The 22,710-nt window shown below is 44.1% G+C and carries 22 protein-coding genes; 6 read left to right on the plus strand and 16 right to left on the minus strand.

From position 1 onward, the window contains the following. The first annotated feature begins 28 nt into the window (after positions 1 to 28). On the plus strand, positions 29 to 1,384 hold the full coding sequence (locus FFM74_RS02765) for an APC family permease (RefSeq protein WP_414672067.1): 1,356 nt from the start codon (positions 29 to 31) through the stop codon (positions 1,382 to 1,384). A gap of 172 nt (positions 1,385 to 1,556) precedes the next feature. Here FFM74_RS02765 and FFM74_RS02770 read toward each other — a convergent pair whose 3' ends face one another. The 8 genes from FFM74_RS02770 to larA all read right to left on the minus strand — a co-directional run bounded on the left by FFM74_RS02770 (position 1,557) and on the right by larA (position 9,224). Continuing rightward, a complete protein-coding gene (locus tag FFM74_RS02770) occupies positions 1,557 to 2,318 on the minus strand; it encodes a formate/nitrite transporter family protein (RefSeq protein ID WP_137625106.1) in 762 nt (253 codons plus the stop codon). Positions 2,319 to 2,434: 116 nt separating this feature from the next. Further along, on the minus strand, positions 2,435 to 4,114 hold the full coding sequence (locus FFM74_RS02775; protein WP_137625107.1) for an aryl-sulfate sulfotransferase: 1,680 nt from the start codon (positions 4,112 to 4,114) through the stop codon (positions 2,435 to 2,437). Between the two features lie 175 nt (positions 4,115 to 4,289). Further along, positions 4,290 to 5,120 carry an ATP-dependent sacrificial sulfur transferase LarE gene (larE, locus tag FFM74_RS02780; protein ID WP_137625108.1) on the minus strand — a complete coding sequence of 277 codons (831 nt, stop codon included), beginning with the start codon at positions 5,118 to 5,120 and terminating at the stop codon, positions 4,290 to 4,292. An 83-nt stretch (positions 5,121 to 5,203) separates the two neighbouring features. Further along, positions 5,204 to 5,920: a D/L-lactic acid transporter LarD gene (gene larD / locus FFM74_RS02785; RefSeq protein WP_137625109.1), complete on the minus strand. Its 717-nt coding sequence runs from the start codon at positions 5,918 to 5,920 to the stop codon at positions 5,204 to 5,206. Between the two features lie 3 nt (positions 5,921 to 5,923). After that, the gene (larC2, locus tag FFM74_RS13820) at positions 5,924 to 6,355 is read right to left on the minus strand and encodes a nickel pincer cofactor biosynthesis protein LarC2 (protein WP_137625110.1); all 432 of its coding nucleotides are present in this window, start codon (positions 6,353 to 6,355) and stop codon (positions 5,924 to 5,926) included. Between the two features lie 38 nt (positions 6,356 to 6,393). Further along, positions 6,394 to 7,191, minus strand: coding sequence for a nickel pincer cofactor biosynthesis protein LarC (larC, locus tag FFM74_RS13825; RefSeq protein WP_137625111.1), 798 nt, complete (start codon positions 7,189 to 7,191; stop codon positions 6,394 to 6,396). Between the two features lie 18 nt (positions 7,192 to 7,209). After that, entirely contained in the window at positions 7,210 to 7,950 is a 741-nt protein-coding gene (gene larB / locus FFM74_RS02800; protein WP_137625112.1) for a nickel pincer cofactor biosynthesis protein LarB, read from the minus strand. After that, positions 7,950 to 9,224: a nickel-dependent lactate racemase gene (larA, locus tag FFM74_RS02805; RefSeq protein ID WP_137625113.1), complete on the minus strand. Its 1,275-nt coding sequence runs from the start codon at positions 9,222 to 9,224 to the stop codon at positions 7,950 to 7,952. Before larA ends, larB begins: the two co-directional genes overlap by 1 nt. A 247-nt stretch (positions 9,225 to 9,471) precedes the next feature. Here larA and FFM74_RS02810 point away from each other — a divergent pair, with 247 nt between their 5' ends. From FFM74_RS02810 to FFM74_RS02825, 4 genes are read left to right on the plus strand one after another with little or no spacing between them, the layout of a single operon-like run. Beyond that, positions 9,472 to 10,137: a Crp/Fnr family transcriptional regulator gene (locus FFM74_RS02810; protein ID WP_137625114.1), complete on the plus strand. Its 666-nt coding sequence runs from the start codon at positions 9,472 to 9,474 to the stop codon at positions 10,135 to 10,137. Between the two features lie 15 nt (positions 10,138 to 10,152). Further along, positions 10,153 to 11,136, plus strand: a complete 984-nt coding sequence (gene cbiM / locus FFM74_RS02815) for a cobalt transporter CbiM (protein WP_137625115.1) — start codon at positions 10,153 to 10,155, stop codon at positions 11,134 to 11,136. Next, positions 11,114 to 11,944, plus strand: coding sequence for an energy-coupling factor transporter transmembrane component T (locus FFM74_RS02820; protein WP_137625116.1), 831 nt, complete (start codon positions 11,114 to 11,116; stop codon positions 11,942 to 11,944). Before cbiM ends, FFM74_RS02820 begins: the two co-directional genes overlap by 23 nt. Further along, on the plus strand, positions 11,931 to 12,662 hold the full coding sequence (locus FFM74_RS02825) for an energy-coupling factor ABC transporter ATP-binding protein (RefSeq protein WP_137625117.1): 732 nt from the start codon (positions 11,931 to 11,933) through the stop codon (positions 12,660 to 12,662). Before FFM74_RS02820 ends, FFM74_RS02825 begins: the two co-directional genes overlap by 14 nt. Positions 12,663 to 13,164: 502 nt before the next feature. Here FFM74_RS02825 and FFM74_RS02830 read toward each other — a convergent pair. The 6 genes from FFM74_RS02830 to FFM74_RS02855 form a co-directional block, all read right to left on the minus strand. Continuing rightward, positions 13,165 to 13,818, minus strand: a complete 654-nt coding sequence (locus FFM74_RS02830; RefSeq protein WP_137625118.1) for an amino acid ABC transporter permease — start codon at positions 13,816 to 13,818, stop codon at positions 13,165 to 13,167. Positions 13,819 to 13,833: 15 nt separating this feature from the next. After that, on the minus strand, positions 13,834 to 14,472 hold the full coding sequence (locus tag FFM74_RS02835; protein ID WP_137625119.1) for an amino acid ABC transporter permease: 639 nt from the start codon (positions 14,470 to 14,472) through the stop codon (positions 13,834 to 13,836). Beyond that, entirely contained in the window at positions 14,472 to 15,308 is an 837-nt protein-coding gene (locus tag FFM74_RS02840; protein WP_137625120.1) for a glutamate ABC transporter substrate-binding protein, read from the minus strand. Before FFM74_RS02840 ends, FFM74_RS02835 begins: the two co-directional genes overlap by 1 nt. 20 nt (positions 15,309 to 15,328) lie before the next feature. After that, positions 15,329 to 16,069, minus strand: coding sequence for an amino acid ABC transporter ATP-binding protein (locus tag FFM74_RS02845; protein WP_137625170.1), 741 nt, complete (start codon positions 16,067 to 16,069; stop codon positions 15,329 to 15,331). 569 nt (positions 16,070 to 16,638) lie between these two features. Further along, positions 16,639 to 17,631 (minus strand): D-2-hydroxyacid dehydrogenase, encoded by a 993-nt coding sequence (locus tag FFM74_RS02850; RefSeq protein WP_137625121.1) that lies wholly within the window; start codon positions 17,629 to 17,631, stop codon positions 16,639 to 16,641. Continuing rightward, positions 17,631 to 18,830, minus strand: a complete 1,200-nt coding sequence (locus FFM74_RS02855; RefSeq protein ID WP_137625122.1) for a pyridoxal phosphate-dependent aminotransferase — start codon at positions 18,828 to 18,830, stop codon at positions 17,631 to 17,633. Before FFM74_RS02855 ends, FFM74_RS02850 begins: the two co-directional genes overlap by 1 nt. A gap of 418 nt (positions 18,831 to 19,248) precedes the next feature. Here FFM74_RS02855 and FFM74_RS02860 point away from each other — a divergent pair, with 418 nt between their 5' ends. Beyond that, the gene (locus tag FFM74_RS02860) at positions 19,249 to 19,872 is read left to right on the plus strand and encodes an HAD family hydrolase (protein ID WP_137625123.1); all 624 of its coding nucleotides are present in this window, start codon (positions 19,249 to 19,251) and stop codon (positions 19,870 to 19,872) included. Between the two features lie 91 nt (positions 19,873 to 19,963). Here FFM74_RS02860 and FFM74_RS02865 read toward each other — a convergent pair whose 3' ends face one another. Both FFM74_RS02865 and FFM74_RS02870 read right to left on the minus strand, forming a co-directional pair. Then, the gene (locus FFM74_RS02865; protein ID WP_137625171.1) at positions 19,964 to 21,229 is read right to left on the minus strand and encodes an MFS transporter; all 1,266 of its coding nucleotides are present in this window, start codon (positions 21,227 to 21,229) and stop codon (positions 19,964 to 19,966) included. A gap of 106 nt (positions 21,230 to 21,335) precedes the next feature. Beyond that, positions 21,336 to 22,709, minus strand: coding sequence for an MFS transporter (locus tag FFM74_RS02870; RefSeq protein ID WP_137625124.1), 1,374 nt, complete (start codon positions 22,707 to 22,709; stop codon positions 21,336 to 21,338). Between the last annotated feature and the right edge of the window lies 1 nt (position 22,710).

Raw genomic sequence — 22,710 nt, forward strand, 5'->3', positions numbered from 1 at the left:
TAAAAACAGTTAAAAATTATGTGCGCCAATGAAAGTGAGAATTGCCATGCAAACTGCACAAACTGAGACCAAACTTAACCGTTCGTTAGGGTTCTGGTCCGCATTATCACTAGTCGTCGGAACCGTCATCGGCTCTGGTATTTTTTTCAAACAATCTTCTGTCCTAGATAGTGCTGGCTCCACGTCAAACGCACTGTTAGCTTGGCTTCTCGGTGGGATCATCACCTTAACCGCTGGCTTAACGATTGCCGAAGTCGGTGCACAAATGCCACATACTGGCGGGTTATACGTCTATATGGAAAATATCTACGGCAAGCTCTGGGGATTTTTATCCGGCTGGATGCAAATCGCAGTATATGGTCCAGCCATCATTGCCTCAATTGCGGCTTACTTAGGTATTTTACTCGTCGGCTTTTTCCATCTGAGTAATGGCTGGCAAGCGCCACTCTCAATTGGCGTGATCGTCTTAATTGGCCTACTAAATATGGTAGAAAATCGTTGGGGTGCCGCATTTCAAATTGTCACCACACTTGGCAAACTGTTACCGATTGGGGCAATTATCATCTTTGGTCTCTTTTTCGGTGATCAGAACGCCTTCGGTCAAACCTTACATACAGTTCAACAGTCGACCGGGAACTTTGGGGTTGCGGTCCTCGCGACACTTTTCGCTTATGATGGCTGGATTCTCGTCGCAAATTTAGGTGGCGAAATCAAAGAACCACAAAAATTATTGCCACGCGCAATTATCCTAGGAATTTCGCTCGTGTTGGTGGCATACACGCTAGTTACATATGGTATTCTTCATTTTATTCCCGCTGAAACGATCCACAAGCTCGGTCAGCAAACGACCATCTACTTTGCTCAGGCCGCTTTTGGCACGATCGGCGGTCGATTACTTAACATCGGAATCATCGTTTCCATGGTCGGCTGTTTGAATGGGAAGATCATGACCTTTCCACGTATTATTTACGCAATGGCGGAACGAAAACAGTTGCCATTTTCAAATAAATTAAGTTATTTACATCCAAAGTCACACGAACCAATTATCGCGACCTTGTTCATTCTCGTTTATGCCAGTATTATGATCATTTTCTTCAACCCAGATCGCCTGTCAGACTTATGTATCTTTACCGTTTACTGCTTCTATGTGGCGACCTTCATTGGCGTATTTCTACTGCGTAAACGGCATACGGGTGAAAAACGGCCCTTCTCAACGCCGGGCTTTCCGATTACACCACTGATCGCCATCTTAGGTGCACTCTTCGTCATCATCAGTGAAATTGGCTCAGATTTACCGGGCGTCTTGCTATCACTCGTGATTGTGGCACTGGGAATTCCCGTTTACTATTACAAACAACGGTCAAACGGTAAAACCGAACAATAAGTTAATCATGTGCCAAAAAAATCAGTCAATCATTACTTGAGAGTCCACTTCTTCAAGTAATGATTGACTGATTTTTTGTTAATCCAACGGCCCCCAAACAGAATCGACCTTTAACCCAATAAGCCTTGCTGGACTGATTGCGCTTCTTAGTTTTATCTTGTCGCTTTAACCATTATTTTAGGGCTTGCCGATAGCTATAGTAATATAGCGCCCCAACAAATATCGCGCCACCGATAATATTTCCGAGGTAAACTGGAACCAAATTCATCGCAAACTGGGACCAAGTTGCGCCACCCTCAAAAATAGCTGCTGGAATTAGAAACGCATTGGCGATGCTATGTTGAAAACCGGTCGCCACAAAAATCATAATTGGAAACCAAATGCCGAGCAGCTTACCGGCAGCGTCCTTGGCGCCAAAGGACAACCAAACTGCCAAGCCCACAAACCAGTTACAACCAATACCTGAAACCAGACTCTGCCAAAAGCTAGCCTGAATTTTAGCTTGGGCCATGGTGATGACAGCCGTTTTGAAGACAGCACTATGTGTGAGTCCGACAAAATGGCCGAAGAAAAAGGCCACCGCAACCGCAGCAATCACATTTGCAACTGTAATAATCGCCAAGTTCTTCCAGAAAGCCGGCCATTTAAGGCGTTTAGCGAAAGCGGCGGTACTGACCGCCATCATGTTACCCGTCACCAATTCACCACCGGCTAACAAAATCACGATTAGCCCAATCGGAAACACACTGGCGCCAATCAAGGTACTACCACCGCTGGCCGGAATTGCGGCCGAGACACGAATATCCGCCAAGAACCCAAGCGCAATCATTGCCCCACCCACAAACCCTAATAGCCACTTGGCCAACCAAGGCTTGTTGACCTTGCTCACACCTTTTTCAATACTTGTCTGTAAAATCACTTCCGGGTTCGTCACTACTGCTACCTCCATCTCATCTTAATAAGACTACTATACCGGAATCGTTCGTATTTTTCAGCAAATTAATCAAAAAAACGCCACAAAATTAATTGTGACGTGTGGTATTACGAACTTTAGTCTTTATTTGCATCGAATTGATAATTATTATTATAAAAGGCGACCCGGTAAGCGCGATAAGCATAAGCTTTCGCAGACGCATTCTTAATCGTCGCGTTGAAAACCTGATTACCATTTTTGTCGACTTCAATCACATTACTTTCTTGACCATTTTTCTTCATCCCGAAGTCAATCAACACATTGCCATTCGATTCTTCTTCGGCATAGCCAATAATATTCGTGAAGTTGGTTTTGCCAAGCGATTTACCATAGGCCCAAGTCTGAGTAATCGTCATCTTAGTCGTATCAATATGATACTTGACCGCCTGTGAATATTTACCAGACGTCGACTTATCACCATTACTGACCGCAGTATTATTGTCATACAACATAATATTTTCACTGCTGGCATTGCGCGTTAAATCAGCTAGCAAGGTCAAGCCATGTTGCCCGCCGGTGATGGTCGTGCCACTCGTTGGCGTCAAAATTAATTTTCGATAAGCTTTCGGCCAGCTGGCTTTCTTTTTGCCACTATAAATCCACTTAATTTTCTTCGTCGCATAATCAATTTTCATAATCATATCTTGATTACGACCGGAAATCAGGATGCTATTATCAGTCTTATCATATTCGATCGAGTTTTGATGGAACCAATCAATTTTACCGTCAGACCCCGCCTTAAAGGCCGACCACATTGATTTCGGTAATAGTTTTTTCAGATCAATAACCTTTACAATTTTCCCAGTCTTATGCGAAATTTCCACCATCGTATCTTCTTTATACTTAGAACCATCCGAAACCGTTGCTAATGAGTTATGATTAGGCAACTCGATTAAGTCATGGTGAATCACGGTCGTTTCGGTCCCACCATCCGTACTACTCGTGCTACCGCTAAACGTATATTCTCGATAAACACGACCTAAGTAGTCCGTTTCAATGAGGTCATTATAAACATCGGAGCTTTGTTTCTTCTTCGTCAGCATCATGATATGGCCACCGGTCCACTGTTCAATCGTATGTTGTGAATAATTTGTACTGTACCAACGAACATTACCATCGGCATCAATGGCAAATGGTTCCTTGGTTGTCCGATCAATAATGGTTAACTTGTTATTACCGATTGACATTTTTGTCTTATCTGACTTTGAAACTGTGACCGTAGCGCTCTTCACGTATTTTGGTAACGCCCCAGTCTTTAACTGAATGGTCTTTTTGATAACCTCACCACTTTTCAACGTCACGGTTAATCTAACCGTATTGGTCGTATTGGCATACAACCCAACGATTGGAACTTGATGGGTCGTCTGATAACCACCATTGACGGTATTCGTAATGCTCGTTTTAGCCGACTTCCCGACAACGGTATAGCTAACCTTGGCCGCCTGGGAAGTTCTAAAAATAACTAACGCTGTCAGCGGTGACGTCCCATATGGGTTCACCTTGATATAAGGATTAGCTAGGGTATAGCGCCGATTCGTCGTAGCCTTTTGATAAGTTGCCGTGGCTGATTTTTGTTGATTCGCACGCGTCGTCACCTTCTTAGAGGCGAGGTTCTTCTTGATCTGTGTTTCAGTTAAGGGCAGTTGCGTCGCACTAGTTTTAGTCGATCGGTTCAGTTGAAACCAAGTCAGGCCAACCGCAACTAGCACGAGTCCAATGATTGCCACTAAAGTTATCCGTTTCCGCTTATGGCTCATGTTATTACTCCTATTCATCAGTTATTGCCCCAATAGTTAATAAGTTCACCTAACAATCAAGTTATACTGTAACGAATGAATATGAATAACCTATGACCCCTGCGCGATGATTTATCGGGCCACAAAAAAAGCCTGAGATTGCACTCAGACTTTTTGAACTCGGTACGCTTAAACTTTAGGCAAAAGTTGCTAATTGCTTTTTCGTCAAGGTTTCGTTCATACGACCACTACGGAAGCCACCCAAATCTAAGGTGACATAGCGGAAGCCTAATGATTGTAATTGACGATTGACGCGGTCATTGAAGACTAAGAAGTCCCCAATCCGGGCTTCTGGTAATTCGATCCGGGCGATGTCTTCATGGTAACGAACCCGCACCGTTGGGAAACCAAGGCTGCGTAAGTACTTTTCAGCTGCCATGACTTGGGCGACATTTTCATGCGTTAAGGTCGTGCCATAAGGGAAGCGTGACGCAACTGAACATGAAGCAACTTTGTTCCAGTTCGTTAAGCCCAATTCTTGTGATAAGGCTCGGACGTCTACCTTGTAAAAATCAGCTTCTTGTAACAAACTCCGTGCACCAGCTTCGGTCCGCGCTTTCATCCCGGGACGGTAATCTTGTTCATCATTTTTGATCAACCCATCTAAGACCGCGTGGCTGCCTTCAGCAGCGGCCATGTCGTTCAAACGGTCGTAGAACATCTTTTTCGCATAATACCAGCTATCTGGCGTGTTATGTTCAATGTGCGTTTCGCTTAAGTAATCCAAAGTTGTGGTTTTAACGTTGGCACCTAATTCTTCAGCCAAACTAACGGCTTTATCGAATTCTTCATCCGTAAATAATTCAGAATTGGCGATAACTGCAGTGACATTGTCGCGACCTAGCGTTTCTAAGGCCATTTTCAAAACTAAGGTACTGTCGATCCCACCAGAGAAAGCGACCGTTACCTTTGCTAATTGTTTCAATGAGTCTTTCAATGCTGCTTTTTTCGTTGCTAATCCTGTCATAATAAATTGACCCTCTTCTATTTTATTTATAAAATAATGCTGAAATAATTGCCAAATAACTTAAACCGACTAATCAGCAGTCGTTAACTAATGCCGAAAAAGCCATGCATGAACCATGCTGCTAATGCTGCGCCCACAAATGGCGCAATCCCGGGCACCAAAATACCGTACTGCCAATCGTTATCGGCTTTATTCGTAATCGGTAAGATCGCATGCGCAATTCTGGGTCCCATATCCCGGGCCAAATTCATCGCAAATCCAGTTGGGCCACCGAGTCCCATCCCGATTGCCCAAACAAGTAACCCAACCCCAATTGGCACGACCCCTGGCGTCTTAACGGTTGAAATCGCTAAAATACCCGCAATAAAAATAAAGGTATCAAAACACTCCACAAAAAAGTTCCGTGGTAAGTTGCGAATTGCCGGTGAGGTACTGAATAAATTACGAATCGTAATCGGTGAAATTTCACCAGCCGAAGTTTTAAAATGATCGGCATACATGAACCAAACAATCACAGCGCCGGCCACACCGCCTAAGACTTCCGCCACTGAATACGGCACAAACACCGTCCACGGAAGATTTCCTAATAAACACTGAGCCAAGACCATGGCCGGATTAATTGACACATTTCCAAAGATGAACAATGAAATGGTGATCCCAAATCCCCAAGTCGTAATGGCAAAAATGTGTCCAGAGCCACGATACTTAGTGCCTTTCAACACGGTACTACAATGAACCCCGACTCCAAAAATAATCATGAGGGCCGTCCCCATAAATTCTGCAATTAATTGATGTAACAAAACTCATTTCTCCTTGCTTGTCTGACCAGCGGCGGCTAAGGCCGCCTGATAAACGGTCATCAACGGGATATTCGCAGCTTGAGCCAAGCGGGCACAATCAGCGTATTCGGGTGTCTTTTTTTCAAGATCACCATAACTGGCAACCTTCAGATGAACGGGACCAAAAGCCGTTTGAACAACGATGAAATGTCGTTTCATAATGGTCCGTTGCCAAGTTTGATAGCGGACCCCAACCGTACTCGTCTCTGCCAAAATGATCTTTGTTAACAATTCTCGCGCCTGAGGATTGCCCAACACAGATAGTTTAGTTGCCGGCCGATTCTTCTTCATTTGAATCGGCGTAAAGTACACGTCAAATGCGCCCACATCTAATAGTTTCGCCATCACATAACCCAAGCCCTCGCCAGTTTGATCGTCTAAATTAGCTTCAATCAACAAAACGGCGTCTTTAGTCTGCGTGACGACTTGCTGACTTAGTTTTTTTTTTCAAAAAGGATTGCGCGTAAGGCGTTAAAGCCACCGGTATCACGTTTGCCAAAGCCATAACCAATTTTGGTTGGCGTTGCCGCCGTGGGGAGTGGCCCAAATTCAGACACTAAGGTTTTAACTAGCCCCATCCCAGTTGGGGTAATCAGTTCCGTCTGAATATCTAACCGTTGCTTAATTGGCACCTGGCTGTCAACGCGCATTTGCATCACGGCAGGAACTGGTACTGGCATTTGCCCATGCGCCACGTTGATAAATCCCGAGCCGTCCGTCAATGGTGACGCAATCAACTGATCAATCTTCATCAGTTCTAACGCCACACAACAACCCACGATGTCTACGATTGAATCCAGTGCCCCAACTTCATGAAAATGCACTTCGGCTAGTGGCATTTGGTGAACCGTTGCTTCCGCCCGCGCAATTTCAGTAAAGATGTCTTTGGCCTGTTTAATGACAACTGGTGATAACTCACTAGCATCAATCAAGGCCAAAATATCGCTTAAATGTCGCGCATCATGATGATGGTGGCCAGCATCTACGGTATGACCGGCATGATGATGGGTTTCAACGAAACCGTGGTCTTTACCACCCGCGATAACCACATCAAAACTAGTCCCATAAATACTACTTTTGGCTAACCGTTCTTGAGTTAACTCGTAACCTGCCACTGGCAATTTTTTGAGTTCCTGTTTCAAAGCTTCAAAGTCGAGTCCTAAATCTAACATGGCGCCTAAAAACATATCGCCACTAATGCCAGAAAAGGCGTCCAAATAAAGTGTTCTCATTTTTTTAGTTGTCCTCCTCTACAATTGATTGATCATACTAGCGGAATAGGCCGCACCAAACCCATTATCAATGTTCACCACCGTAATTCCCGACGCACAACTATTTAACATGGTGAGTAATGCCGTCATGCCTTGAAAGTTAGTGCCATAGCCGATACTGGTTGGGACAGCAATCAGTGGTTTGTCAATTAAGCCCCCAACCACACTTGCTAACGCCCCTTCCATGCCGGCAATGACAATCACAACTTTTGCGCCGCGAATCACGTCCAACCGGGCAAAAAGCCGCTGAATACCCGCAACGCCAACGTCGTAAACCCGTTCAACGCGGTTACCAAAAGTCTCGGCCGTGATTGCTGCTTCTTCTGCAACCGGTACATCCGACGTGCCAGCCGTCACAATTGCAATATAATCATCACTGGCTGGTGTTGGTCTCGCGCCAACGATCATACAGCGAGCAGTTTCATCATAGACGGCCTGCGGGAGTGCGGCTTTAATCACTGCAAATTTTTCAGCAGACAGTCTAGTCGTTAAAATCGGCGCGCTCTGCGCTGACATGGCTCGATTGATCCCGATGATCTGTTCAGCAGTTTTCCCAGCACCATAAACGACTTCTGGGAAACCATTGCGACGTTGTCGATCCAAGTCAACTGCGGCAAAACCTAGATCAGCCACTTGAGTTCCGGCCAATTGTTGGGTCGCGAGCGTTGGACTAACTTTTCCAGCGGCGACTGCTTCTAAAATTTCCAGGGTTGTTTTCATTACTTAACGATGACACCTAAGCCGTCAGGGACAACTGTGACCTTCGCCGATTGACCTTCCCGTGCATAGGCTTTGGCCATAGCTTCTTCAATTGAAGTTGCTAATTCCATGTGCATGCCAGTAATCAACGCTGGGTCAACTAAATCTGACACAAAAATAACATGATGATGTACAAGAATCCGGGCGAAGATTTGAGCCGTCCATTGATCAGGAATCGTCTTTGAACGTGGCGTATTAACCGCTTGATCCAAAAAGTCCTTAGGATCGTCGACATCGGCCAAGTTGTGGAAAAAGCCTTCACCACCGTGTCCGTCACGTGCACCGGCAACCATAACGATTGTGCCGCCTTCTTTGTTCGTGGCTTCGGCAGCGGTCATGCCTTTAACGGCTTGGTAAATATTTTGGTCTAATGGGTAGCCACCATTCGTTGAAATGGCAATATCACTTTGGATACCAGGAACGCTCGACAACTCTTGAACGAAGTCACAACCCACTTTATGGGCCGCTTCCATGTCACCAGCAAAAGAACCGATGATTTTCTTATCTTCGTCCAAAACCACGTTCAAAATAAAGGCTAAATTGGCGGTCCGGGCAGCATAAACCATGTCTTTATGAATTGGGTTATGCATTAAATTCCCGGTCCGAGCCTTAGATGAATTAATAAATTCGCCAGAATGATTGGCTAAAATGGTCCGATATGAGGCAACCCCAGGTAAAACAGACTTCCGTCCACCGGAAAAACCAGCGAAGAAATGGGATTCAATGAATCCTTCTGAAATCAACAAGTCGGCTTCTGCGGCAACCTTGTTAATAATACAATCGCCACCTGAAGGCAACTGGCCAATTTTAACCATGGCGTCATCATCGGTAGACACATGCATCACGATTTCTTCATTAGCAACGATTTCTTCGCCATATTTGTTAACTAATTCTTCATGGGTTGATGGCCGATGAAAACCGGTTGCCACCAAAATGCGAATGCGTGCGTCTGGCGCAACCGAACGCAAGCGCCGTAATAAGATTGGTGTCATGATATGTGAAGGGACAGGCCGCGTATGGTCAGAACTAATAATGACAATATTCTGCTTTCCTTTAGCGAGCGTTTCTAATGACGCTGAACCGATCGGATGATCTAATGACTTCTCGACCGTTTCCGCTTCTGTTAACTTGTTATGATATGTTGCTGCTTCAGAAACAAGCTTACCGGCAAAGTTTTCATCCGGAATTTCAACCGTGATGGTCTTTTTGTCATAGGGTAACTTAATTTTAACCATGTTTATGGGCATCCTCTTTCAAAATAATGATTTTTTGCGCATGACCATTGTTATACACGTCCTTTTAATTGCTGTCTGTTACATTTAAAGTTTTCAAAAACGATTAACAAATGTATACTTTAAATGCGGTAGCCACGATTGCGAAAGATTAGTATGCTTTTCTAAAGTAATTTGGCCCGCACCTGACAACTAAGTAAAATTAGTGCCGGGCGACACCCAAATTTACTAATGAAAGAACTGACCTAAGATGGTTTTAACTGATATTGAATATTTATTGAGTTATTTGGAAGTCCACCACGTCCCCACGATTCGCAAAAAGCGCCATACTTATTTGACGTATCACGGATTAGCGGAACATTATACTTATGTTTTAAAAGATGGTGTGATTAAAAATAGCATTATTTTGCAAGATGGTCGCGAGTTCAACCTCTCCTACATTGCGAAACCAGATGTCATCTCTTTATTACGAGATGAAGTCTCGCGTTCAACTGATCAGCCCTTCAATGTGCGCATCGAATCTGACTATGCGACTTTTTACCAGATTAATCGGGTTGATTTTTGGAAATATGTGAACAGCACCGATGAATTGCAAAATTATGTTAAAAACTACTATCGTAAAAAGTTATCCGAAAATATTTCTCGTCTACAACGGATGGTCATGAATGGTAAAAAGGGCGCAATTTGTGCCTTTATTTATAGCCTCGTGGATCTGTTTGGCCGAAAAACAACGGGGGGCCTTTTGATTGATTTCGTGGTAACTAATGATGATATTGCTGGCTTCTGCGGCATCAGTTCTCGCAGCAGTGTCAACCGCATGTTATCTGAGCTCCGCGCCGATGGGGTTTTACTTGTTAAAAATCATAAATTCATTATTCAGGACCTCAGTTACCTCTTAGATCAAATCGCAAATTAGAAGAGGTGCTCATCCGTGCATATCCCGGATAACTATTTAAGTCCTGCCACCTGTGGCACATTAGTTTTAGCAGTGGCGCCCGTTTGGACTGTCGCCGTCATTAAAGTTAAAGCCCAGGTCAAAGCCAAACGTGAAACGTTACCGATGCTTGGCATTGCCGCGTCGTTAGCCTTCTTAATCATGATGTTTAACTTACCAATTCCAGGAGGCACGACCGCCCATGCCGTCGGTGGCACGTTGTTAGCAGTCCTAATTGGGCCCTGGGCCGCTGTTCTGGCGCTGACCGTCACCTTACTATTGCAAGCACTATTATTTGGTGATGGTGGGATCTTGGCCTTTGGCGCCAATGCACTTAACATGGCCGTTATCATGCCAATGGTCGGCTATGCCTGCTATCGACTGGTACAAAAATGGCGTCATCCTAAAATTGGCCTCTTTGTTGGCGCTTATTTAGGCATTAATGTGGCCGCCTTAGTCGCGGGAATCGAACTCGGCCTCCAGCCGCTGCTCGCCCACACCGCTAGTGGCGCGCCGTTATACTGTCCATATGGGTTAAATGTGACCGTTCCAGCAATGTTGGCGGCACATTTACTCGTTGCCGGCTGGGTGGAAGCTATTTTTACAATACTCGTTTATCAATTTGTCGCTAAAGTTGCCCCAACTAATCTCTACACCCCCACGCCAACCCAATCACGGCGGCCATGGGCTTACTTATTAGGTGGTCTGGTCCTACTTTCACCACTTGGATTGCTTGCTAGCAACACGGCTTGGGGCGAGTGGTCTCCCGCTGAATTAAAACAACGCTTGGTGGCACAACATCTTAGTCAGCAAGGCCCACAAGGGATGGTTCGAGGCTTACATTTTAAGGCGTTGTTCCAAGACTATACGATTGGTAATTTGCCAATTAGTGTTGGCTATATCTTGTCAGCAGTTACGGCAGTTCTAATCTTCTTGCTTTTAATGCGGGGGCTTCAACATGACACTCAAACAACCAAATAAACTACCAGATTGGCTTGAACAACCCAATCAACTTAGCAGTCAGCGACAACGGCATAATTTTTTGGCGCATAATCAACAACATTTACAGCAATTATTAGCCCGACTTTCACAACCGCTACCCGCAGTGCAATCAAAAAAATGGCAACTGAGTCCGGCCATGAGTTTAGTGCGCTTAGGAATCTTAGTGCTATTGATTGCGTTAACGAACAATACCGGCTGGCTTTGGCTACTGGGACTGCTGATCGCCGGTCATTTACTGTTACTATCCCCGTCCCAGTTCCGGCGTTTTTGCCGTAGTTGGCTGATGAGTACCGTAATCGCCTTACTCATCGTCTTACCCAGTTACTGGTTGGTCGGATCAGCAACAGTTTTATTGTTTGGATTTAAAACTGGCTTGATTTTAGCCAGCACGCAGTATTATCGTCTGACGACGACCTTTCAAGCCCTGTTATCCGGCTTAAAAGCCTTACACTGTCCTAATATACTAATTATGACCTTGGCCATCGCCATCACATACTTACGCATGCTTGGCCATTATTTATTGCAAACGATGCAGGCACTAGACATGCGGCTGGTTGCGCCGGCTAAGCATCCCTATCGTTTAATTGGAACCCTTTTTGGCAATCTATTTTTGAAAAGTCAGGCCTATGCGCTAGAACTTTACGCCGCCATGGAAGCGCGCGGCTTTAATGGTCATTACGTTAATCAGCCAACCACTACCAATCGTTGGCATGACGTTTTGACGCTGACGCCTTACTTAGTTTTGGTCACCTTGTTTATCTTTGGGAGATATTATGGCATTAATTAAATTGACAGCATTGAGTTATGATTATCCGAATACGCGTGGCTTAGACCAGCTCAACCTTGAAATCAACAGTGGTGATTTCGTTTGTTTAATGGGACCGAATGGCTCTGGGAAATCCACCTTGTTAAGAATTTTAAGTGGCCTCGAAAATGCCAGTCAGGGCGACTATCATTTCGATGGTCAGGCCATCACCGCTGACTATTTAGCGAACCCTCAAGACCGGCAACGATTGCATCAACAAATCGGCCTCGTCTTTCAAAATACCGATGTTCAACTTTTCAACACTTCGGTCGCCGAGGAGGTCGCTTTTGGTCCCCGTCAGCTCGGTTTATCCGATGCCGAGGTTGCACAGCGGGTCACGGATTGTTTAGACCTAACCCACAGTTCAGACTTACGCGAGCGTGTCCCTTATCAGTTATCCGGTGGTGAGAAAAAGCGCGTCGCGTTAGCTAGCGTCCTCGCATTGAATCCGAAAGTATTACTTTTAGACGAGCCACTAAATGGCTTAACCATTGCCGCTCAGCAACAGATGCTGACGCTCTTACAAGCACTGCGGGCAGCTGGTAAAACGATTGTTATGGCAAGTCATAATTTCAAACAAGTGCAAGCCATCGAACCACGTTTCGTGATCTTCAACGTTGCTCACCAAATTCAAGCGGACCTCAGTGCCGCCGAATTAGCCGCGCAACCCGAACAACAAGCAGAATTATTGACCTTATAAGAACGCACTGCAAAAAAATGGTACCCACAGCTGATCAACTGTGGGTACCATTTTCTATGTTAATTTTTGAAAACTGCAAGTACAAAAAGAATCGTGAACAATATCATATCAGCAACGATTGTTACTAAACTAGACCGCTCCGACAGTCAGAATCGTTGTGCCATGCGGGACAGCCCCAGCCAAAGCGCGGTCTGGAACTTCGATTCAAAGCCGATAACCCACGTCTTTGAATCGCCCCGTAAGATTAGGCGGCTAAAAACGCCGGCCAATCTTACCGACACGGCACAACAATTCCGCCTGCCTACGCTAAGCTTAATAGCTGAAGGTTGAGACTGATAACATCGGTCGTGATGGTGGCGTTACATCGGCTGGTTTTGCCGACGTTACGCCACGGACGGTCCGGGACACTTGCGATTTATGCAAGGGTTGCGGGCGAGGTCCAATACGTGTCTGGCTTGGACCGGTCCCACGACCGCATGTTATCAGTCGGAAGCGACAACCATTAAGCTAATTTTTTATCCAAAATTCGTGACAATACCGACAATGCATAACAGATGACGAAGTACATAAATGCCACCATCAAGAACATTGGAATGATAAACGCTGAATTTTGGCCGTAGATAATTTGCGCATGGTTCAACAATTCCGGCAAGACAATGATTGTTGCTAACGACGTATCCTTAATAAGTGAGATAAACTGACTCACGATAGTTGGAATCGTCTTCTTAATCGCTTGTGGAAAGACAATATGCCAGAGCGCTTGCACATAGGTCATCCCATTGGCACGGGCGCCTTCCATCTGACCATAGTCCACGGCTAAGATTCCTGATCGCACGATTTCTGCCAACATCGCCGATTCGAAAATCGTCATGGCGAGCATCGCGGCAAACAAGATCCCTGGTTTGAAACCAAGATGCGGCAACCCGAAGTAAGTGAAGAAGATGATCAAAATCAGTGGCAAGTTCCGGACGATATCGACAACGAAACCAACGACTGCGGATAAGTACTTAATTTTAACGTAACGTAAAACACCTAAAATTGACCCGATAATGAAACTCGCAATAATCGAAATCAATGACACTTCAACGGTCACCCAGAGGCCATCGAGTAAGAATCGAATATTAACCCAAGAATAAGCATCAATAAAATTTTGCATATTTGGCCGCCTCCTTTACGCTAACCGTTTTTCTAAGTGCCGCATGTAATAGCTCAATGGTAACGTGATAATCAAGTAGAAGACCCCGACAACCATGTAGCTATTAATGGTATCCAGTGACAAGGACGCAATTGAATTTCCTTGGTACATCAAATCAAACCCAGCCACAAAGGCCAGAACTGATGAATTTTTTACCAAGTTAATAAATTGGTTACCCAACGGTGGAATTACGATTTTAAAGGCTTGCGGTAAAACGATATAACGCATCGCTTGCCAATAAGTTAGCCCATTTGACCGTGCGCCTTCCATCTGACCGGTATCCACGGATAGAATTCCCGCACGCACCGTTTCGGCGATGAAAGATGAGGTGTAAATCGTCAGCCCAATCGTCCCGGCAGTGAACCCATCAATTTTTGCCACGTACATTGGAATGATCACGTAGAAGAACATCGCAATAACCAAGAGTGGAATATTGCGGAACAATTCAATGTAAACGCGGCCAATAATCCGCATGGCGCGATTTGGCAAGACTTCAAAAATCGCAAACATCGTCCCGATGATCGTACTGAAAACCAATGCAATAATGCTTGATAATAAGGTATAGCCGAGCCCTTGAACGAGTTCTGACCAGTAGTGCGTTAGAATATACCACATTAGCGCGACGCCTCCTTATAATCAAAACCAGCAACATTACCGAACCATTTCTTCAAAATACGATTGTAAGTCCCATCTGCTTCAATTTCTTTCAGGGCTTGGTTAACTTCTTTTTTGAATGGTCCCTGGCCCTTATTAATGGCGATCCCATAAGGTTCCTTCGTAAAGGCGCCACCAACAACTTCGTAACCAGGATTTTGTGACGCCATCCCATAAAGAATCCCATTATCAGTCGTTAAAGCGACCCCTTGACCAGACTTTAAAGCTGTCATTGCTTGGGCATAATCGGACAATTCCAAAACTTGTGCTTTGGGCGCGAATTTTTTAATGTTCGCAACTGAATTGGCACCGGTCACACCGATGACTTTCGTACCAGTCTTATTCAAGTCTTTCACCGACTTGATTGAGCTTCCCTTCTTGACGAGCAACGATTGACCAGCATCAAAATAAGAATTTGAGAAGTTGACTTGTTTTTCACGTTCCGGCGTAATCGTCATCGTCGCGATAATCGCATCAATATTCCCATTTTTCAGCAGCGGAATCCGCGTTTGACTCGTGACTTGGACAAATTTGGCCTTGCCATTTTTACCTAAGATTTTCTTCGTAATCGCGGTCGCAATATCAGCATCGAAGCCTTTAATGGTGTTATCTTTCACATCCATCAAACCAAATAATTTTGTATCGGCCTTCACACCCCAAGTAATCGTATTGCTTGCCCGGTCATTCGTTAAAACATCTTGTTGTGATAAGGATTTTCGTGAGCCACAAGCGGTTAAAAACACTGTCAGCAGGCCTAGCATGCCGATGACCCCGAGATATCGTGTAAACTTTTTCATAGACGACCCTCCCCGGCTGACTAGTGTGTCAAAATTTTACTCAAGAATTGGCGGGCACGCTCATTGGTCGGTTCACCGTCAAAGAATTTTTCTTTGCGATCATCTTCCAAGATTTCACCGTCGGCCATGAAGATAACCCGGTCGGCAACTTCACGTGCAAAGCCCATTTCATGCGTCACAACGAGCATCGTCATACTTGAATCTTCGGCGACGTTCTTCATGACGTTCAACACATCATCAATCATTTCTGGATCTAGCGCTGAGGTTGGTTCGTCAAATAACAAACATTTTGGTTTCATTGCCAACGACCGTGCAATGGCAATTCGTTGTGATTGGCCACCGGAGAGTTGACTCGGTAAATTACCGGCCTTATCGGCTAAACCAACACTGTCCAACAAATCCATCGCTAACTTTTTGTTTTCAGCTTCCGGTCGCTTTAAAACCAGTCGCGGTGCAATCATGATATTTTCTAAGACTGTTTTATTCGCATAGAGATTAAAGTGTTGAAACACCATGCCAACATTTTTACGAATCTTATTCATATCAGTTTTTTTATCAGCTAAATCAAAACCGGTTACTAATAACTGCCCAGATTGAACCCGTTCCAAACCGTTAACCGTTCGAATTAACGTACTTTTACCAGAACCAGACGGTCCAATTAAGACCACTTTTTCGCCTTCGTTAATCGTTAAATTAATATTTTTAAGCGCGTGAAATTCTCCATAATACTTTTCCACGTTATGAAATTCGATCATTGACATGGCGTCACCATCGCTTTCTTTTGTCAGCTCAACTTCTGACATTTTTATTTAATCGCATTAATCTGTTTGTTAATAAATCCTTATTCTTCGTTAATGCTATTTAAATAGTTTAATACATAATTAGCTATTCTGTCAAAAAACGGTCAAATATTGGCCGTATTAACCAAAATAGTGGTAATTCATGCGGCGTTTTTAAGTTAATTTAACCGAAAGTCAGGTGAATTAATCGTGATTATCGACTGAAACCCGTGTCATCGCATGAAAATGTTCGTTTTTTAGCAGTCGTCTGTTCCCAAGATGACCTGAAATTTTTCCAATCAACGACCTGAAAAACGCGTTAAATCACTTATTTTTAACCATCTGATCTTTGTAAAACGCTGCCACTAGCTTTAATGTTACCACGCTTTTCAAAACTCGAACGCACTTTCACGGTCAATCTTAAATTTTGTCACCAGATGAAAAAGGAAACGCCCGCTAAATTAATAGCGACCATTTCCTTTCAATTGAGACAATCTTTGCAATACAGCCAAACTAGTGCCGCTTTTCAGCTTTACTACTTTAAGCTAACCCTAAAAAGTATGCTCAGTTTCCCCACCATTCAGAATAGTCAACACATCATCCAAACTAATATCGACCATATTCTTAACAGCAAGGTTCGTGTAGAAGCCGACATGTGGTGTCAAAATCACATTTGGCATTTGTAATAACTGCGCAATCAAACTATCCGTCAAGACTTCACCTTGATGATCTTGGTTGAATAATGCCGCTTCGCCTTCAACGGTATCCAAGGCCGCACCTGCAATTTCGCCGGCTTTCAAGGCGGCAACCAAGGCTTCGGTCACAATGACCGGCCCACGCGAGGCGTTAATAATGAAAGCATCCGACTTCATTAATTTCAAAGCAGGGCCATCAATCAAGGCTTTAGAAGTCTCATTCAAGTCTACATGTAACGTCACCACGTCAGCTTGTTTCAACAAGTCTTCCTTAGAATCAACATATGTCAAAACATCCGTCAACTCATCATGATGGACTAGGTCGTAAGCAATTACTTTAGCGCCTAAGCCGTGAAATAATCTCGCGACGGTCCCACCAATTCGGCCAGCACCGATGACCCCGACCGTTAACGACCGGATTTCTCGTGCTTGTAAGCCGGCCCACTGGAAGTTTTGCTGACTAATCCGACTGTCAAATAGTTCCAGATTCCGAATCAAGCGCATCGTTTGGGTCACGGCCATTTCAGCGACAGAATTGGGCGAGTAGGCTGGCACATTGGTAACCGCGAGTCCGGCAGCCTTGGCCGCTGGAATGTCAATTGTGTCGACACCGGCCGTCCGACTGGTAATCTGCTTCAAACCATAGTCTGCCAATTGTTGGTAAACAGCCGGATCATCGCCAATCGCACTCCGTTGTTGAATAACCACCCCATCGTAACCCTTAGTTAACTCAGCGGTATCTGGATGGAATTCTAAAGCGTTAGTATCGACCTGTACCTTATTTTTGGCGGCCCAATCTTTGATTGCTGCTTCTTCGTCATCGCGTACACTGTACATTAAAATTTTCATTAGTTCGTCTCCGTTTCAGTTTGTTTGCTCGCGACGTAGTCACCAATCCGTTTAACGGCCGTTTCCAAGTTTGCCATGGAAGCGGCGTAACTAATCCGCACATAGCCTTCACCACCAGGGCCAAATGAGCTCCCTGGAATTAAAGCAACCCGGGCTTCATGAGCTAATTCACGGCAGAATGCCATACTATCTTGTGGCAGGCCAGCTGGAATTTTGCTGAATAGGTAGAATGCACCTTCAGGTTTCGCGGACTTGAATCCAAGCTTATTTAAGGCTTCGTATAAGTAGTCCCGCCGAGCCAAGTATTCTTTCTTCATGACTTGTGCATCATCCATACCGTTGCTCAAGGCTTCCGCCGCCGCTGCTTGCGCGTTGGCCGTGGTCGTAGTGACAGTGAATTGGTGAATTTTGCCAAGCTGGGCAGTAATTGCTTTAGGGGCACACATGACCCCAATCCGCCACCCGGTCATCGCGTGCGACTTTGAGACCCCATTCAGCAAAATCGTTTGTTCTGGCAAGTATTGGGCAATTGACACGTGGGCGTCACCATAAGTCAACTCGCTGTAGATCTCATCGGATAACACAAAGATTGGTTTGTCAGCTAAAACGTCGGCCAGCGCCTTTAAGTCATCACGCCGGTATGTCACACCGGTTGGATTCGATGGAAAGTTTAAAACGACCGCTTTGGCCTTGGGATGCGCCGCTAAAGTTTGCGTCAATTGTTCTGGTGACAAGACGAAGTCATTTTCCGACGTATCCATGAACACTGGTACCGCACCATTAAGCTTAGCAATCGCAATGTACAATGGGAAAATTGGCGTTGGAATCAAGACTTCATCACCAGGATTCAAAATTGAACTCAACGCGGTGTAAATCCCACCAGTCGCACCGGCCGTAATAATAACTTCATTTTCAGGATCGTAATGCACATCGTACTTTTTCGCTAAGAAGTTGGCTGCGGCTTGACGCAGTGCCATGGTCCCATTTGAAGGGGCATAGTGACTTTCGTTATTTTTGATACTCTGAATGGCGGCGTCTTTGACATGTTCCGGCGTATTAAAGTCCGGTTCGCCTAAGGTTAGCCGGACAATTCCAGGAATATTAGCGATTTCGGCATTAAAAGCAAGAATATCGGATGGTTGAATGGCACTAAGCTGGTTGTTCATGTGTTGTACTAAAGTTTCAGAATCAATTGACATATGGGTTTCCTCCCAGAATTTTTTGTTGGTTAGGGGTTTGATCTGTGTCCATGCGTGTTTTCTGTGAAAACAAAAAACACACCCGTCAAAAATTCAAAGGGTGTGTTGCTTAAAAAATCTTATTTATAGCCGCCCTAGGAATTTTCGAACATCCATGGGCGCCATTGAATCGCAAAAAGCCTTTGGCAAGCCGCATCGATGCAAACATCGGATTCGTGTTTGCACCTATGCAGCGGGCACAAACACTAGCGAAAATACCAAAAGTAAAAGCTAGTTGAAGTTTTTGGGCGATTCAATCGTAATGACATATCATTAGCTCCTCATCAATTATTAATCTAACTATAACAATCCAAATAATCACTGTCAACGGTTAATTTGATATACTGAAAGTAAATTGCAATTGAAAGGATGATGATCCATGACTTATCAAGCAATTATGTTTGATATTGATGGTACCCTCACCAATAGCCAGCCAGCTTACGCTAAAGTGATGGGACAAGTTTTAAGTGAATACGACAAATCTTTTACGGCCGCGGACGCCCAAGCAACCTTCCCAATGGCCGCGGAGCAAGCCATGGCCCATCTAGGAATCGCCGCGACGGACTTCGACCATTTTCAAGCCCGCTATGAAGCAGTGATGGCCGACCATTACCAAGATATTACCCTTTATCCAGGCATCACAGACTTGTTGCAACAATTACCAGCGTCAGTAAAATTAGGCATTGTGACCTCGCAACGCCGTAACGAAATGGTCAGTGGCATGGCTCAGTATGACTTCATGCCCAAGATGGCTGTCACCATTAGCGCCGATGATACGCCCAAACGGAAGCCCGATCCATTGCCATTATTGACGGCAATCGACCGAATTAATGTTGAACCAAGCAACGCCCTATTTGTTGGCGACTCGCTAAGTGATGAACAAACTGCCGCGGCCGCCAACGTTGATTTTGGTTTGGCCGTTTGGGGAATGGATCCTAATGCTGACCATCAGCAGACTGCTTATCGTTTTGAACAACCGTTAGATATTTTAAAGTTGTTTTAAACAAAAACTCGTTGACGAAACACTGTCAACGAGTTTTCTTGTCTATATGGTCTCATCGCATCATTGATTCCCAATTTTTGAACTCAATAAGCTATTCCAAGCCATATTTCTTTTGCCAATGAATCATTAGTAATCCGGCACCCCAACCAACTAAGACGATACCAGCAAAGCACCACATGGTTGTTTTAATAACTGACGGAACAACCAAACTTGGTGTAACAAAAGCAAATAATGCACAACAAATTCGCGAAATACCATTAATGATTCCTTGAATCGACGACCTGATTTCTATTGGAAATGATTCTTGCGTCCAGACCTTATACAAAGCCTCGCCACTAAAGTTACTCCCAAGGCCATACAAGAAAATAGCTCCCATGATAACCCAAAGGATATTACCGCCCATTGCCATCGCCGCGATGGCAATAAACATGACCATTGACCCAATACTAAAGGCCAAGTTACGATATTTACTTCCAGCAATCCAGGCATATAAAGCAACTAATGGTAAACCTAACAATTGCGTGATAATTCCATAACCGGTTGCTAAACTCTGTGAAGCGTTCGCCTTGACTAACATGAATGTTTGAAATTGCCCCCAAGTATTAGCGAGTAAATTCCAGCCAACATAGAACACCAAAATTGCTAAGAAGAATTTAAAAAGTTTGCCACTATTTTCTGAACCAAATAACGCTTTAAAGACTGATTTAGTATTAATCGAACCTTTTTTGGCAGCTATTTTTGCATATCGCTGTTGACCTTCAACATGAAATTGTTGTAATTTTGATGAAAATGTTCGCCAAGCCCAAGTTCCGATGGCGATGGCTGATAAAATTACAAAGACCACTCTTGCTCCCAGTAAACCGCCCATCTTTGAAACAATAAATGAACAGAAATAAGAGATAAAAATACCAACTTGCCAAAATACTTGAGTAAATGAGACTAATTCTGATGATGTTTTGTTGTCTGGCGCATCATGAGAAACAACCGTTAGCGAAATTGGCAGATCACAACCGGAAGTAATTCCTGCAATAACTGCACCAATGAGCAACGTGATAAAATTCGTTGAAAATACACACACCAACGTCCCGATGCCATAAAATAAGTTCGTCCAATTAAAAGTTTTTATCAGCCCGAAGGATTCTGCAAAACGACCACCGAATAATGACCCAAAAGCAATTGCAAATGTTAAAGCCCCTGAAATTATCCCAACTTGTAAATTGGTCAGACTCAGTCCCTGTTGCCACACTGGAATAGTTGCCGATAACCCGACAATAATTCCTGATCCTAGCATTGATCCCAATCCGGCCGCCATTGCAACTGGCCGGTACTGCTGAAAATTTTTAGATTTTGAAGCCATCATAATCACTCATTCCTATTAATTTTTGACGCATAATCCTATACTTCGCTCAATACGTCTTTAACTAAGCTATGTCGCGACGCAAATGATTGAATAAATCACATTCTTAGGCTTGATATTTAGCTGATTCATCTAGGTCTGCCCGAATTGAGTTATACATTTTATCCAGGCCATAAAACATTAGTAAAACAATACAAATAATATCAATTAGTAATGGCAAATAGATAAAGATGAAATTTATCGCCTGCAGGGCTGAGGCAGTCTGAACAGCTTTGCCACCTACGTAGCCACCAATATTTAAAGCAAAACCTAAAATAATGACACCGATACCAGAACCGATTTTTTCGGAAAAGCTCCCCGCGCTAAAAGTTAGCCCTTCTGCACGTTTGCCAAACTTCCATTCGCCATAATCAACTGTATCCCCAAACATCGCATAAATTAGGCCAAAAATTGCTGCGGAACCAGTTCCTTTTAAGACATTACCAGCAATAATCAAGGGTACATTATGACTACCAATTAAAATGACTAAACACCCCAAAGTGTTTAACCCTAATCCGCTCATCACAATCGTCTTTTTGCTGAATTTTGCAGCCAGCGGGATTAACACCACTGACCCTAGAATCATCGGAATATAGTTTGCGGTTCCTAGGGCACCAACATAGTCCGCACTTCCCATAATATATTTTGCAAAATACACGTTGACCCCACCAAGTCCAGCGGTAATAAATGTTAAGATCATGATTACTAGCACGATCCACCAATATTTATTTTTGGAAACAACTTTAATTTTATCTCGTAATTTTCCAGTATCGGTAACCCTTGATACTGCAACCACCCGTTCTTTAGTATTTCGATAACACAGTAAATATGCCAGACTCGCGATAATTCCGTAGATCACAGCTAAGAAAAACCATCCCTGGCGTCCATTACCAAAAAATACTACTAGTGGTAACGTCACAACTGTCAACCCCCAGCCACCAACACTGCCTAACATATTCCGATAACTGCTCAATTCACTGCGTTCAATTGGGTTCGTTGAAGATAATGAAATCATCGTATTATAGGGAACTGAGATTGCAGAAAAAATAAACATGGCAAAAATATAAGTTACAAAAGCGTAAACAGTTTTAAAACCACTGCTAAAATCAGGAACACTGTACATTAATATCAGCGCAATTCCGAATGGAACGGCTAGGCGTTTAAGCCATGGTCGCGCTTTTTCACGACCATTGTCATCCTGCTCGTCTAAAAACGCGCCCACTCCCAGATCAAACAGCCCATCAATGATTTTTGCAACCAATAACAGTGTTCCCACAACTGCCGCCGTAATACCAACCACATCAGTATAATAAAATACCATGTACGTATTCGCAGTCGTTAACAATAAATTAGCAGCAAAGTTGCCCAGTCCATACGAAACCTTTTCCGGGAGCTTAATATCTTTGCTGTTTGGTTTATTAATCTTAGACGAAACGCTCATA

The organism is Lactiplantibacillus pingfangensis (assembly GCF_005404945.1).
Lineage (GTDB): Bacteria > Bacillota > Bacilli > Lactobacillales > Lactobacillaceae > Lactiplantibacillus > Lactiplantibacillus pingfangensis.

Coding starts and splice junctions, on each gene's coding strand:
- FFM74_RS02860 (WP_137625123.1), top strand. CDS start 19,249: ATGACTTATCAAGCAATTATGTTTGATATTGATGGTACCCTCACCAAT.
- FFM74_RS02845 (WP_137625170.1), bottom strand. CDS start 16,069: ATGTCAATGATCGAATTTCATAACGTGGAAAAGTATTATGGAGAATTT.
- FFM74_RS02810 (WP_137625114.1), top strand. CDS start 9,472: ATGGTTTTAACTGATATTGAATATTTATTGAGTTATTTGGAAGTCCAC.
- FFM74_RS02765 (WP_414672067.1), top strand. CDS start 29: ATGAAAGTGAGAATTGCCATGCAAACTGCACAAACTGAGACCAAACTT.
- FFM74_RS02825 (WP_137625117.1), top strand. CDS start 11,931: ATGGCATTAATTAAATTGACAGCATTGAGTTATGATTATCCGAATACG.
- FFM74_RS02840 (WP_137625120.1), bottom strand. CDS start 15,308: ATGAAAAAGTTTACACGATATCTCGGGGTCATCGGCATGCTAGGCCTG.
- FFM74_RS02855 (WP_137625122.1), bottom strand. CDS start 18,830: ATGTCAATTGATTCTGAAACTTTAGTACAACACATGAACAACCAGCTT.
- FFM74_RS02820 (WP_137625116.1), top strand. CDS start 11,114: ATGACACTCAAACAACCAAATAAACTACCAGATTGGCTTGAACAACCC.
- FFM74_RS02870 (WP_137625124.1), bottom strand. CDS start 22,709: ATGAGCGTTTCGTCTAAGATTAATAAACCAAACAGCAAAGATATTAAG.
- FFM74_RS02835 (WP_137625119.1), bottom strand. CDS start 14,472: ATGTGGTATATTCTAACGCACTACTGGTCAGAACTCGTTCAAGGGCTC.
- larE (WP_137625108.1), bottom strand. CDS start 5,120: ATGACAGGATTAGCAACGAAAAAAGCAGCATTGAAAGACTCATTGAAA.
- FFM74_RS02865 (WP_137625171.1), bottom strand. CDS start 21,229: ATGGCTTCAAAATCTAAAAATTTTCAGCAGTACCGGCCAGTTGCAATG.
- larB (WP_137625112.1), bottom strand. CDS start 7,950: ATGAAAACAACCCTGGAAATTTTAGAAGCAGTCGCCGCTGGAAAAGTT.
- larC (WP_137625111.1), bottom strand. CDS start 7,191: ATGAGAACACTTTATTTGGACGCCTTTTCTGGCATTAGTGGCGATATG.
- FFM74_RS02775 (WP_137625107.1), bottom strand. CDS start 4,114: ATGAGCCATAAGCGGAAACGGATAACTTTAGTGGCAATCATTGGACTC.
- FFM74_RS02830 (WP_137625118.1), bottom strand. CDS start 13,818: ATGCAAAATTTTATTGATGCTTATTCTTGGGTTAATATTCGATTCTTA.
- larA (WP_137625113.1), bottom strand. CDS start 9,224: ATGGTTAAAATTAAGTTACCCTATGACAAAAAGACCATCACGGTTGAA.
- FFM74_RS02850 (WP_137625121.1), bottom strand. CDS start 17,631: ATGAAAATTTTAATGTACAGTGTACGCGATGACGAAGAAGCAGCAATC.